The following is a 13,210-nucleotide window of genomic DNA, read 5'->3' as shown; positions in this document are numbered from 1 at the left end:
TCCATGTATGAAGACAAGGTATTAGTGTGTAAGGATTGTGGCCGCGAGTTCGTGTTCACAGCCGGCGAGCAGGAATTCTATGCTGAAAGGGGTTTCCAAAACGAACCCGCTAGATGCAAGGAATGCAGAGATGCTAGGAAAGCTAGCAGAAGAGGCGGCATGTCATCGAGGCAGCCACGTCAGATGTACGATGCAGTATGCGCAGCGTGCGGCGCACCTACCAAGGTTCCATTTGAACCGAGAAACGATAGACCAGTTTACTGCAGTGATTGTTACCAAGCGCGCAGATAGGTAATCCCCGAGCTTAATGGTATCCCATTTAAGACAGAGGGTTGATTTGGTCTACAAGGCCATGCTGAAAAGCATGGCCTTTAAATTTTTTCTTATATAACTACTATAATATGTAAATAAAATCGCATTTAGTTGACATTTTTCCTCCATGCACATGGTTATCCACAATTTAAAGGGCGAAAACCAGTATTATCAACAGAGTTATACACATTATCCACAGTTTTTATATACACATATCGCTTATCTGCAATTCGTAATATATTACTGAAACGAGCGATATAAAGCGATGCAAATGATATAAAGCTGGAGAACGCCTTGAAATATTGCGTAGGCGTACTCAATGAGTGCAGCGTAGAGCAAGCGTAGGTCGGGCATGGACGCCCGACCAGCCGGCACTGAGCATGGACGCGAATTGCCGGCGTTAGCTTGCTCAAGCCAAACGAATCGTAAGTACGCCAGCAATATTTCATGAGTGGGCGGAGGCTTTATATCATTGCACGCGCTGAATTTGTTATATTACGAATCGAAGATCGCTTATAAATTCAATTTGATTTTCCATTCATTATAACGTATAATTATGCTTGATATTACTGAATGAGGAGCTGGAGAGATGGTTAAAAAACCCCTTAAAATTATATTTACGTTGGTAACCACATTGCTGATTGCAGCGATGGCGGTCGGTTGCAGCGGCAATATCGATACTATGAAGCGCATAAAAGATGACGGCCAGGTGATAATGGGCACAAACGCGGCATTCCCACCGTTTGAGATGCGCCAGGGCGATGCTATTGTGGGTATCGACGCCGAGATAGCTCAAGCCATAGCCGATAAGCTTGGAGTAAAGCTTAAAATAGAGGATATGGATTTCGAGGCCCTGCCGTCGGCATTGAAGAGCGGCAAGGTGGATTTTATAGCGGCAGGCTACACGATAAGGCCCGATAGACAGGAAGAAGCGGACTTTAGCGATACGTACTTAAAAGCTGTGCAGGCCATCATAGTGTTGAAGGATAACGATACAATAAAGACTGCGGAGGACTTAAACGGCAAGAGGATAGGTACTCAGGAAGGTACAACCGGAACAGACCTTTTCAGGGAGAATAGCCCTTATAAGGATGTGAAGCTAACGACTTATAAAAAGGGTGCCGATGCCGTGCTGGATCTCAAGAATAAACGCGTGGATGCCGTCGTATTGGATAATTATACATCTATGGCCTTGGCCGATCTTAATCCTGAGATAAAGCTGCTCGATGAGCCGGCGGCACCTCCGGAAGAATACGCTATAGCGGTGAGAAAGGGCGATACGGAGCTACTTCAAACCATAAACGATACTTTGAAAGAGTTAAAAGACAGTGGTAAGCTGGAGGAGATATTCAAAAAATATATATCCGATTATAGATCGGAGTAACCACACATAGAAGCGAGAAATAGCTGGCGGTCCGTTGATCGCTGGCTATTTCACTGTAAAGGAGGGTTTTTATTGGACGGGCTTTATAATGCCATATACAGAAACTTTATACGCGATGATCGTTATATGTATATGCTTAATGGCCTTGAAACCACCGTCATAATAGCGCTGGCGGCGGCCGCTTTAGGCATGATCATAGGCGTTGTGATGGCGCTGGGCAAAATATCTAAAAATAAAATATTTAATGTATTGGCTTCGACGTATGTCGAGATTATAAGGGGTACGCCTACCGTGGTGCAACTCATGATCATATATTATATAATATTCGGTAGTACGGCGGTACCTAAGCTAATGATAGCGATAGTGGCCTTTGGCATAAACAGCGGCGGTTATGTAGCCGAGATAGTAAGAGCCGGTATACAGGCTGTGGATAAAGGCCAAATGGAAGCGGCTAGGTCACTGGGCATGACGTACGGCATGGCTATGCGCCACGTAATAATGCCACAGGCATTCAGAAATATATTGCCGGCATTGGTAAACGAATTCATAACGCTGCTTAAAGAAACATCGGTATCAGGTTTCATAGCGCTGGATGATTTGACAAAAGGCGCGGATATTATACGCGGCATAACGTTTGATCCATATACTCCGCTGCTTACGGCAGCAGCCATATATCTTGTGTTGACAAACCTCATATCGTTTATATTCCGCAAGGTTGAAAGGAGGATGAGAATAAGTGAGCAGTGACGGCCAGACGATGATAGAGACAGTGGAGCTACATAAAAATTTCGGTAAACTCGAGGTATTAAAGGGTATAAACACAAGGGTCGATAAAGGTGAAGTGATATGTATAATAGGCCCTAGCGGTTCGGGTAAAAGCACGTTTTTGCGTTGTATAAATCTGCTTGAGGAGCCTACGTCAGGTGAGATATATATAGAAGGCGTGTCGGTTATGGAGCATAAGAAGGATATAAACAAGCTGCGGCAGAAAGTGGGCATGGTATTTCAGCAGTTTAACCTTTTTCCCCATCTTAAGGTGATAGATAATGTGGCATTAGCCCCTATGAAGGTCAAAAAGCTGGATAAAGAAGCTGTATACGCCAGAGCACGGCAACTATTGGCGAGGGTGGGGCTAAACGATAAAGCTGAAGCATACCCGGCTCAGCTTTCGGGCGGGCAGAAGCAGCGTGTGGCCATAGCTCGAGCTTTGGCTATGGATCCTGACGTCATGCTGTTCGACGAGCCTACCTCCGCATTGGATCCGGAAATGGTGGGAGAGGTGCTCGATGTCATGAAACAGCTTGCCAAGGATGGCATGACTATGGTGGTCGTAAGCCATGAGATGGGTTTTGCCCGGGAGGTTAGCGACCGCGTGCTGTTCATGGATGCCGGTATCATAGCTGAGGAAGGCGCGCCGGCTCAGATATTCTCTAATCCTAAGAATGAAAGAACCAAGGTTTTCCTGGGTAAAGTACTGTAATGCTTGAATAATGCTGTATTATAGTATAAAATATAGTTACAAAGAATCAAAGGAGGATGATGACTATGCGTATAATCATCAGCGGCAAGAATATACCTATTACCGATGCGTTGCGTGCCATAGTAGATAAAAAGTTAGGCAAATTTGACAGATATTTCGATGAGGATACCGAGGTCCGCGTGGTCATGTCTGTAGAGAAAAATCGCCATATAGTTGAGATTACCATACCGCTCAACGGTAGCATACTGCGCGCGGAGGACTATTCCGATGATATGTACACATCCATAGAGCGCGTGCTGCAAAAGCTGGAACGCCAGATCCATAAACATAAGACCAAGCTGGAAAAACGCATAAAAGAGGGCGCTTTTAAGTCTGATGAACTCCTATTCGACATAGAAACAGAATCCGAAGAATCAGAACAGCACGATGTGGTGAGGACTAAAAGATTTGCGTTAAAACCGATGTCTATAGAAGAAGCCATAACCCAGATGGAATTGTTGGGCCACGATTTCTTCGTGTTTAATAATGCCGAAACCGAAGAGATAAATGTGGTATACAGGAGAAGAGACGGAGGCTATGGGTTGATAGAGCCGGATTACGCTTGATATGATGGGTACAGTAGTTAATGCCCTGGCCATAGTGGCCGGGGCATTTTTGGGCAAATTTATAAAAGGTGGACTGCCGGACAAATACAAAGATGTCGTTATGCAAGCCGTGGGTATGGCCGTTGTAATCATAGGCATATCTGGTGCCCTCAGATTTACTGGCATAGATCCAAAGGTATTGGGCGTAGACCCTATGCTTATGATGGTGATAAGCCTGGTAATAGGGGGCATTGTGGGCGAATGGCTCAAGATAGAGCAAAGGCTAGACAGCATGGCTGCTAAGTTGCAGTCAAGATTTGCCGGTGAAGGAACATTTGCGCAGGCATTTGTGACGGCCAGCTTAGTGTATTGCGTGGGGGCCATGGCCATTATGGGTTCATTGGAGAGCGGTTTATCAGGCAATCATCAGACGCTATTTGCGAAATCTATATTGGACGGCATTACGGCGGTCATATTTTCTTCCAGCCTCGGCATAGGCGTGGCATTTGCTGCTATTCCGGTATTTATATACCAAGGGGCTATAACGCTGTCGGCTGCGGCGTTGAAAGGCATACTTACACCTCCGGTTATAGAGGCCATGTCGTCGATAGGCGGCGTTCTCATAATGGGCATAGGCATAAGCTTGCTGGATATAAAGCGCATAAAGATAGGCAATCTGTTGCCGGCCATATTCCTACCGCTTATATATGAATTGATACGCCGAATGCTGTAAGGCTGTATAGCCCATGAAGACGTGCTTGAATTTATGGCAAATCGATGTTATAATTATAATATAAAATATCGGGGTGTAGCGCAGCTTGGTAGCGCACATGCTTTGGGAGCATGGGGCCGCGGGTTCAAATCCCTCCACCCCGACCACTTATGTAAAAAGAAGGGAGGAATTATAATGCTATACGAAATCGCTAATAATTTTCCACATGCAATTTTGAAAGCAAAAGAACCTCCGTTTATCTCTATTTATGAGCCGACCGTTCGATATAGGCCGGAAAACAAACAGAATCTTATCAGATATAAAAACCTTATCAAAGATATCGAAGATTCATTAAAACAAAAATATCCGAAAAAAGAAATAACTTCTATAATGGAGCCTTTATATGCCCTTGCCGATGATGAAATGTTCTGGGTTAATATGTATGATGGGCTGGCTGTATTAGCAGCAGAGGGCCAATGCGTAGTATATAAGCTTCAGAGGCCGGTCAAAGAGCTGGCTATAGCAGCCGATAGCTTCCACATTAAGCCATTGATAAGGATTTTTCAATCAGCGGATCGCTACCATGTGCTGGGCTTAAACCGAAAGGAATTCATGCTGTATGAAGGGAATATGTATGGATTTGAAGAGGTTCAATTTGAACCGGGTACGCCTAGGACAATTGAAGAGGCATTGGGTATAGAGGATAAGGAGGCGCTCATAGCGCCTAGGCCACGGGCCAGCACCGCTGGAAGCACGATATTCTATGGTTACGATGATAAGAGCGAAATGATAAAGGAAGATACAGAAAAATTCTTCCGCTTTATCGATAAGTTGGTCTATGAAAAGTATTCGCGTCAAGCCCAGCTGCCGTTGTTAGTTGTAGCATTGCCTGAGTACTACAGCCTATTTAAGGAGATAAGCCGCAATCCGTTCTTAATAGAAGAAGCGGTTAAGGTCGATTATACTGCGCTCACTAAAGAAGATTTAAAAAAGAAGGTTTGGAGCGCCATTGAGCCGCTGTATAGGGAAAAAATAAAAAAACTTGTAGAAAGATTTGGGGAGGCTAAAGCCAAGGATTTGGGCTCCGACGATATAGCAAAAGTCGCAAAGGCTGCTTTTCAATTTAATATTGATACGATACTTATAGAGGAAGACAGAGTAGTGTTAGGCAAAGTTGATCCCTTGAGCGGAGAAATAAAGGAGGGCAATTCAGCAGGCCCACTGGTCGATGATGTATTGGACGATTTAGGAGAGATGGTTTTTAGAAATAAAGGTAATATAGTGGTGCTTCCAAAAGAGGAAATGCCTAGTGATACAGGTGTAGCTGCTATATTTAAATACAAAATGTAAAGCTGTTCAGCTTTTAAATATCGGGGCGAGTACTTAGTGCTTTGCCCCAATAAATTTTTATAAGGAGAAAATATGGACAAAGATATAGATGTTTTGGTACTAGGCAGTCTTAATATGGATCTTATAATAGAGACCGATAGAAATCCATATCCCGGTGAAACTATAAGGGGCAAGGCATTCTATACGTCGCCGGGCGGTAAGGGAGATAACCAGGCTGTGGCCATAGGCCGATTGGGCGGCAATGTATCCTTTATGGGATGTGTCGGCAAGGACGAATACGGCCGGCAACTTATAGCTAATTTGATTGACAATCATGTCGGTACCGGTGGCATATCCGAATTAGACGGTGTTAGCACTGGCTTGGCATTCATAAATGTATTTAAAGGCCAAAACACCATAATATTATATGCCGGAGCCAATGGCCAATGCACCATAGATCAGATGAAGCATTATGAAGGCATGATAAAGAGGGCACGCATACTGCTCATGCAACTGGAAATACCATTGGAGACCGTCGTATGGGCGGCTAGCGTGGCTAAAAAGTCAGATACCATGGTGGTATTGAATCCTGCTCCCGCAGCAACTCTGGATGATGAGTTCTACCACGATATAGATGTACTCGTGCCCAATGAGTTAGAAGCGCAGCAGTTATTGGATATGGAGGTCAAGCAGCGTTCTGATTATGACAAGATGGTGACCATGTTGACAGACATGGGCGTAAAAAACGCTATAATAACGCTTGGCAGCAAGGGTATGATCTATAATTCCGGCAGTGGCATAAAACATAAGCCGGCTTACGAAGTAAAGGCAGTGGATTCCACAGGAGCCGGCGATGCCTTTATAGGTGGGTTATGCTATGCGTTGGCTCAAGGTATGGATATGGACAGAGCCACCGACTACGCCAATGCTGTGGCCGCCATATCGGTTATGCGCATCGGCGCTCAGAGCGCTTCGCCTACTGCGAAAGAAGTGGAGGAGTTTTTGGCTAAGCATACAAAATAAACTACTATACATACATTTGGGGATTGAATATTTATTTGATCGATGCGTGGATGAGGGCTTATAAAATATAGGTGAAATTGGTATGATTACAACTGTTACATTAAATCCGGCGATAGACCAAACCATTATAGTGGATGAGTTTAAACCGGGAGAAATCCATAAAGTGAAAGTCAGACGTATGGATGTTGGGGGCAAGGGCATAAACGTATCCAAGCTTATTCGCGTCTTCGATGGAGATACTACGGCTATAGGATATTTGGGAACAAAAAATAAGCAATTTTTTGAGGATTTCTTCCGGATGTACGGCATAAAATACGATTTTGTATTGGTGGAAGGAGATACCAGGACAAACACCAAGATTATAGATTTGAGCAGACATCAAACCACCGAATTCAATGAATCTGGATTTTCCATAACCCAAGAAGACGTTGAAAAATTAAAAGTAATAATAAAAAAATATGAGATGGCTTCCAAATATATAGTTTTTAGTGGCAGTATGTATAATGGGAATTATCCGGGTCTATTTGGCGAATATCTGGCTCAAATAGGCGATCATAATAAAATTGTGATCGATGCTACTGGTGAAATGTTGCTGGAAGGCGTAAAATATCAGCCTTTCCTTGTTAAGCCTAATATAGACGAATTAAAAGCAACGTTTGGCATAAATTCATCATCTTTAGAAGATATAATCCGAGCCGCTATTTCTATAAGAGAACGATTCCATATAAAATGGATTTTGTTATCCATGGGTGCAAACGGTGCCGCACTGATATCACGTGAAATGATATTGAAGGCCGATGCCTTAAAAGTGAATGTGAAAAGTACCGTCGGAGCAGGAGACTCCATGATGGGGGGCTTTATATATTCGTATGACCTCTACGGTGATCCTATAGAAGCATTTCGGTATGCTATGGCTTGCGGGGCCGCGGCGGTCACCACAGAAGGGACTGAAGTATTTCCAAAAGAATTTGCTATGGACTTATACAAGGAAGTAGTCATAACTGACATGACGTCGGTTTATTTGTCTTATAAAGGGTGAAAATGGCAGGAGGTACTGCCCTTGCCATCTAGCTCCCTACCAGCGCGGCATGCGTTTCCTGCGTTTTTTACGCTTGCTCCTCAATATAAGTGTTATTATAATGATGACTATTATAAACGCAGCCGCCAGTATATATTTCAGCGCTATATTGTAGCCGTCTATATTGATGGGGCGATCAAGACTGAATCTTTTGCGCTGAGCAGCCTTTCGGGCGGCTTGTTCAGCAGCCCTTTTCTCGGCTTCTTTTACTATGGCGACGGCTTGAATATTAATTTTCTGCTCGGCGGCCCATGATTTGAAAGCCGGCGTGGATTCCTCGTCGTCGAGACTTCCTATTCTATCGAGCACATCTTGCTGCTCCCCCACATCGTTTTGTTGCTGTGCGGCTGTATATTTATAAAACAATGCTTGCTGCTTGACGGTCACGGCAAGGTCGCCCAGCTTATTGCTGGACAGCAGGCGGTTATAGAGTTCTATGGCTTTGTCAGATTGCAACAGCTCGGTATACGAGCGCGCCAGCAGTAATTGCACCAGCGGCTCATATTGCGCTGATGGCTTGACCGAAAGATACCTTTCGCCTGCATTTATGACGTTGACGTAATCGTCGTTGTTGTAGAACTGGGCGATGGATTGGAGTTGCTTATTGCCGGATAACCTCAGCCTTTCTGTTGCGATGAATTCGGTAGGCTTAAAATGCACGATTATATCCTCTGGCGGTTCCACATTGCTGTAACGCCATACAAGATTGCCCTCGTCGCTTATTTTGGTAGGCGTTGGTTTGGGCGTGGGGTCCATAGCGTATATCATAGGCTGTGGAAAACGGAAGGTTAATTCTATCTGTTTGACAGCCCCATCCCATAATGCCATCGACTTAAGCGGGAAATCCATGACCTGTGTCCCATCGTTGAGCAGCTTATTATGCAGTGACAATGTGCCTTTTATTACCAATGTCTGATTGGCCTTTATATCGACAGGCCAAGTCATCCAGCGCAAACCCGTATACTCGCCTGTTCCGAGTTTGACCACCTGATTACCTTTAGGCAACTGGCCGTTTATATATATATCCTTGCCCCTTGAAAAGTCATATACTTTTGCAACATTTTCGAGGTATCCCATTGTTATATGAACAGGCTTATCGCTGTTATTTTTTATAACATATTGCAATGAAACATCGGAGTTATTTATCCCAACATCGACAGTGGCTTTCAATGACAACAGCGATATTGCAGATGAAGGCATTACCCGTGCTTCGTCGCTTTCATTATCGGTTATAAGCGGTGCTGCATATACAATTGCGGGCTTTATAAATATCGGCAAAAATAATGTTGCCGTAATCATTATCAAACATATCTTCTTAAACATATATACCCTCAATATATCCTTAATATATACCTGTCTATAAGTCTACCACATATCTTATATAGAGGCAAGCGTAAAAAATGGGGTTAATTGAATAGTTATGCTTTATAAAGCCGGCGTGCTGCATCCGTCAAAAGATTATATGCAAATACCGCCATGCCTATCATAATAGCAGCCAATATTATATACACGAATGTATCGCTTAGCCCGCTTATGACCAACAGTATAGCCGCTATAACCAGTGCGAACAACGGGACGAACATAAGTATAAACGTAAAACCGGCGGCTGAATTGTTTTTAAACAGCTCCTGCGGCGTATTCCAATCCAACCTCGGCATTCGAGCGTCCAGTGTCATAGAGACACATGCCATCGCGAATATACCGGGTGCCGCTATAAGTATCATTATCGCAGCATCGACCATGCTCCTGTGAAATATAAACGATAGAGCACATATGATAAACACTAAAAAAACACCTATTATAGCCACACAATTCAGAAGCTTTGCATTTACCTGTTCTTTTATATCCACGGGCAGTGCAAGCGACATCCAAAAAGTGCGACCTTCCCTGCTAAAGGTTGTATAAGTTAAAGGATTACTAGCGGCGACAAACAGCAATATACCTACAATTGCGAGATTGAATACAAGCGATCCTCTCGGCACATCGAGTAAAGTCGTTATCCCGCTCATATCCTGAGATGTCATAAAAGGGATGAGAAAGGCTGCGGGTATGATAAGGAAAGGCATAAGGCCGTTGGTTACAAATAACGGCGTGCGCCAGAATAATTTCCACTCTTTCATAAAGAGAGCCATAGTATGACTCCTCTTTTTGCCAAAAGCTCTGCTCAATTGGTGCCGATCTAACCGTTGTCGTCGACCTGACACTTCCGAGCTCGCTAGTACCGACTTGTAGAATACGGTCTCAGACAGAGCCAGTACGCCTGCTAGCACCAACGACGATATTCCTAAGAATAGTGCCATGTAGCCGACTGCAAGCATGCCTTCCGAGATCATCGCATTTACAGCCCATGACGCCGGTGGGAATGCCGAGCTTAAAGTGCGTACAAGATCCATGCTGCCGTTTAGCATATCCTCCATGCTATCAGTTCCCATATTGTTTGTTCTATTAATAATTACTTGCATACCTATGCTGATAATCACACCGAAGACCGTTCCTAGTGCAGTAAAAAACTCCTTGCCCTTAGTGGCACTTATGAATCTCATCAATACCATCACTATCAGAGATGCTATGGCCAGTGGTAAAAGTGGCGCCGTGAGCATTATTATTACGGATGATATCCAATACATTACTCCTATATTTATATAAGTGGCATAAATTATTACGGCGGGCAGTATAAGCGGGATGGTAAGGACATATTCGCTAAGCATAACGCCTATGAACTTGGCTCCTACTATTTGCCATGGTTTAAATGGTATGGGTATTAATATAGATAAGTCCTGTGCAAAATAAAAAGCGCTCATAACTGTAAAAATGCCTGTAATCAACTCTACAATCTGGACAATTATAACGGATATAACCAACACAAGTTCTGTTTGACCTATGGTCAGCCCCGCTTGCATAATGCCCATGAGTATGGTTGTATAGAAGCTGAACAGTATCCCAAAGCCCAAGAGCATCAGTAAACCAACCAGTATAGGCTGCCATAGTTTGTCCTTCTCTTTTGTGTATTTGTCTTTGAAAGCCGATATACCGTACTGCACATTAATGAGGGTTTTAACCAGCGATATAAAAGACCTGTTCACTGCACTGCGCCTTCTTCCGTGAGCTGCAAGAATAATTGCTCCAGAGATTCATCCATCTGGCCATGGCGCAACTCATCCAACGTACCACATGCTACCAGGCGCCCTTTATTTATAATACCTATGCGGTCGCACAATCTTTCGGCTACCTCCAGTACGTGCGTTGAAAAAAAGACCGTGTGGCCCTCGTCGCAATGTCGCCTCATCATCTCCTTCAGTTGGAATGACGAGTGCGGATCCAATCCCACCATAGGCTCATCTAGTATCCATACCGACGGATCATGCAGTAAGGCCCCTATTAGTACGATTTTCTGTCTCATGCCATGGGAATAGCTCTGTATGAGGTCACCTACGGCATCGCTCATTTCAAATGTGTCCAATAGATAACTTATACGCTGTTGGCGGTGCTCTATCGGAACGTCATATACATCGGCTATGAAGTTTAGGTATTCTATACCGCGCAACTTTTCGTATACGTCGGGATTATCAGGTACATAAGCGATACGGCGCTTTGCTTCTATGGCATTCGAACGTATATCATATCCGTCTATCTTTATAGAACCAGCAGTAGGTTCCAATAAGCCCACCATCATCTTTATGGTAGTAGTCTTGCCAGCTCCATTCGGACCAATGAAACCAAATATCTCTCCGGATTGCACAGTGAGATTCAAACCATCCACGGCCTTTATTCCGCTCCTGTTATAGACCTTTGAAACCCCTGTTATTTCAATCAACGCTATATCCTCCGCTTTGATTATTAGCTGTTATTACCATAAATATATTACCACATCTCTGCCAATTTGAAAAGAAACAGATATGGGCTTGTACTATAATATCGTTATTGACGGAACGCATTATCGGATATACAATATCCATAAAGCGATAAGCTTTTATAAAAAATTAAGAATTACTTAGGAGATAAAAATGGCGAAGGGTTATAACATAGAATTGCGAAAACGTAATAAATACAATCGCATACTTAATATTATCCGCAATCATGAAAATATATCGCGCTCAGAAGTAAAAATCATCAGCAAATATGGAATGAGTACCGTATTAAAGGGTATAGATGAATTATTGAAACAAGGGCTTATTGTAGAGTCTGGTATAGGTGAGTCCCAAGGGGGACGAAGACCCATTTGGTTAGCTGTAAATCCCGACGGCGGCTATTTCGTCGGCATAGAGTTTTATTCCAGGCGTATATTCAGCGTTATATTAAATTTAACCGGCGAAAAAATATACGACAATAAAACGGATATAGAGCCCGATAGTAACTCGGCGGCCATATTGCAATCCCTTAAAGGTGTTATAAAAGAAATGCTAGACTTTTTAGGCAGTGCTGCAAGCAAGGTATTCGGCATAGGCATAGGTGTTCCGGGGCAAATAAACAAACAGGCGGGGATTTCCATCGAATATGGCCATATTCATGGATGGTCCAATATACATATAAAAGATGAAATAGAAAAAACATTCGATATACCCGCATATATAGAGAATAACACCAAGGTTATGGCTTTGGCTCATAAATGGCTGAAACCGTACGGTGAGGCCGAGGACTTTTTATTTCTTTGCATTCGTTCAGGCATAGGTATGGCGTGTATGCTAAATGATCAGCTTTATCTTGGCAAGAACAATAATGCCGGTGAAATTGCTCATTTTGCTTTGCCCAACAGCAATCGGCGGTGCTATTGCGGCAAAATAGGTTGCTTGGATATGGAGGCGTCCAACGATGCGATCTTGTCCAAAATAAGAGAAGGTATAAAAGTAGGCCGTTTTGCACAGCTCAGCGCCATGGCGGAAGATCCGGACGCCATCGATATGGATATATTTGTACAGGCTGTGAAAATGGGATACGATGATGCTATGGAATTATTGGAGGAAACCGCAACATATCTGGGATATGCCTTGGCGGCTGCTATAAATATATTAAACCCCGGTAAGATAGTTATATGGGGAGATATCTCGAAGACGGAGGACATATTTATTGAAATGTTGTGGGAATCCATACGAAGGTATGCTCTATCCTTGAATCTTCAGGACTTGAAAATAGAATATTCCCAATGGGGCGAGGATTTGGGAGCGTTGGGAGCCGCTACATTGATTATGCAACAGGAATTCGGTTTTTTTGACGCACCGATATAAACGAAATTTATCGTTATCCATAGATTAATTAGCCCTAACCTTGACTTAGCTGGTAAAACGTATTAAAATATCGTTAAAGACAAAAG

The 13,210-nt window shown here is 43.5% G+C and carries 13 protein-coding genes and 1 tRNA gene; 11 read left to right on the top strand and 3 right to left on the bottom strand.

Translation table 11 applies throughout. The annotated features are described in order from the left end of the window. Positions 1-3: 3 nt before the first annotated feature. From MAHAU_RS16245 to MAHAU_RS13465, 10 genes are all read left to right on the top strand, one after another. Positions 4-291, top strand: a complete 288-nt coding sequence (locus MAHAU_RS16245) for a zinc-ribbon domain containing protein (protein ID WP_013782283.1) — start codon at positions 4-6, stop codon at positions 289-291. A gap of 610 nt (positions 292-901) precedes the next feature. After that, positions 902-1,696, top strand: a complete 795-nt coding sequence (locus tag MAHAU_RS13505; RefSeq protein WP_013782282.1) for a basic amino acid ABC transporter substrate-binding protein — start codon at positions 902-904, stop codon at positions 1,694-1,696. 72 nt (positions 1,697-1,768) lie between these two features. Further along, a complete protein-coding gene (locus MAHAU_RS13500; RefSeq protein WP_013782281.1) occupies positions 1,769-2,443 on the top strand; it encodes an amino acid ABC transporter permease in 675 nt (224 codons plus the stop codon). Positions 2,444-2,453: 10 nt separating this feature from the next. After that, entirely contained in the window at positions 2,454-3,176 is a 723-nt protein-coding gene (locus MAHAU_RS13495; RefSeq protein ID WP_013782280.1) for an amino acid ABC transporter ATP-binding protein, read from the top strand. Between the two features lie 65 nt (positions 3,177-3,241). After that, entirely contained in the window at positions 3,242-3,781 is a 540-nt protein-coding gene (hpf, locus tag MAHAU_RS13490) for a ribosome hibernation-promoting factor, HPF/YfiA family (RefSeq protein ID WP_013782279.1), read from the top strand. A gap of 1 nt (position 3,782) precedes the next feature. Further along, positions 3,783-4,493 (top strand): DUF554 domain-containing protein, encoded by a 711-nt coding sequence (locus MAHAU_RS13485; protein WP_013782278.1) that lies wholly within the window; start codon positions 3,783-3,785, stop codon positions 4,491-4,493. Positions 4,494-4,562: 69 nt separating this feature from the next. After that, positions 4,563-4,639 (top strand) — tRNA-Pro (locus MAHAU_RS13480). Between the two features lie 28 nt (positions 4,640-4,667). Then, a complete protein-coding gene (locus MAHAU_RS13475) occupies positions 4,668-5,822 on the top strand; it encodes a baeRF3 domain-containing protein (protein WP_013782277.1) in 1,155 nt (384 codons plus the stop codon). A gap of 72 nt (positions 5,823-5,894) precedes the next feature. Next, positions 5,895-6,824 carry a ribokinase gene (rbsK, locus tag MAHAU_RS13470; protein ID WP_013782276.1) on the top strand — a complete coding sequence of 310 codons (930 nt, stop codon included), beginning with the start codon at positions 5,895-5,897 and terminating at the stop codon, positions 6,822-6,824. An 82-nt stretch (positions 6,825-6,906) separates the two neighbouring features. Next, entirely contained in the window at positions 6,907-7,863 is a 957-nt protein-coding gene (locus MAHAU_RS13465) for a 1-phosphofructokinase family hexose kinase (RefSeq protein WP_013782275.1), read from the top strand. 36 nt (positions 7,864-7,899) lie between these two features. Here the strand turns inward: MAHAU_RS13465 and MAHAU_RS13460 are convergent, their stop codons facing one another. The 3 genes from MAHAU_RS13460 to MAHAU_RS13450 all read right to left on the bottom strand — a co-directional run bounded on the left by MAHAU_RS13460 (position 7,900) and on the right by MAHAU_RS13450 (position 11,716). Further along, positions 7,900-9,225, bottom strand: coding sequence for a tetratricopeptide repeat protein (locus MAHAU_RS13460; RefSeq protein ID WP_013782274.1), 1,326 nt, complete (start codon positions 9,223-9,225; stop codon positions 7,900-7,902). Positions 9,226-9,320: 95 nt separating this feature from the next. Further along, on the bottom strand, positions 9,321-10,985 hold the full coding sequence (locus tag MAHAU_RS13455) for a putative ABC transporter permease subunit (RefSeq protein ID WP_013782273.1): 1,665 nt from the start codon (positions 10,983-10,985) through the stop codon (positions 9,321-9,323). Then, positions 10,982-11,716, bottom strand: coding sequence for an ABC transporter ATP-binding protein (locus MAHAU_RS13450; RefSeq protein WP_013782272.1), 735 nt, complete (start codon positions 11,714-11,716; stop codon positions 10,982-10,984). Before MAHAU_RS13450 ends, MAHAU_RS13455 begins: the two co-directional genes overlap by 4 nt. A 190-nt stretch (positions 11,717-11,906) precedes the next feature. Here MAHAU_RS13450 and MAHAU_RS13445 point away from each other — a divergent pair, with 190 nt between their 5' ends. Continuing rightward, complete coding sequence (locus MAHAU_RS13445) at positions 11,907-13,124, top strand: ROK family protein (RefSeq protein WP_013782271.1); 1,218 nt, start codon at positions 11,907-11,909, stop codon at positions 13,122-13,124. Positions 13,125-13,210: the final 86 nt, after the last annotated feature.

Source organism: Mahella australiensis 50-1 BON (assembly GCF_000213255.1).
Classification (GTDB): domain Bacteria; phylum Bacillota; class Clostridia; order Mahellales; family Mahellaceae; genus Mahella; species Mahella australiensis.
This window is presented reverse-complemented; position numbering and strand designations above follow the sequence as displayed.

What these genes read in the sequence shown, in the direction of transcription:
- MAHAU_RS16245 (WP_013782283.1), top strand. Translation starts at nt 4, where the DNA reads ATGTATGAAGACAAGGTATTAGTGTGTAAGGATTGTGGCCGCGAGTTC.
- MAHAU_RS13505 (WP_013782282.1), top strand. Translation starts at nt 902, where the DNA reads ATGGTTAAAAAACCCCTTAAAATTATATTTACGTTGGTAACCACATTG.
- MAHAU_RS13495 (WP_013782280.1), top strand. Translation starts at nt 2,454, where the DNA reads ATGATAGAGACAGTGGAGCTACATAAAAATTTCGGTAAACTCGAGGTA.
- hpf (WP_013782279.1), top strand. Translation starts at nt 3,242, where the DNA reads ATGCGTATAATCATCAGCGGCAAGAATATACCTATTACCGATGCGTTG.
- MAHAU_RS13485 (WP_013782278.1), top strand. Translation starts at nt 3,783, where the DNA reads ATGATGGGTACAGTAGTTAATGCCCTGGCCATAGTGGCCGGGGCATTT.
- MAHAU_RS13475 (WP_013782277.1), top strand. Translation starts at nt 4,668, where the DNA reads ATGCTATACGAAATCGCTAATAATTTTCCACATGCAATTTTGAAAGCA.
- rbsK (WP_013782276.1), top strand. Translation starts at nt 5,895, where the DNA reads ATGGACAAAGATATAGATGTTTTGGTACTAGGCAGTCTTAATATGGAT.
- MAHAU_RS13465 (WP_013782275.1), top strand. Translation starts at nt 6,907, where the DNA reads ATGATTACAACTGTTACATTAAATCCGGCGATAGACCAAACCATTATA.
- MAHAU_RS13460 (WP_013782274.1), bottom strand. Translation starts at nt 9,225, where the DNA reads ATGTTTAAGAAGATATGTTTGATAATGATTACGGCAACATTATTTTTG.
- MAHAU_RS13445 (WP_013782271.1), top strand. Translation starts at nt 11,907, where the DNA reads ATGGCGAAGGGTTATAACATAGAATTGCGAAAACGTAATAAATACAAT.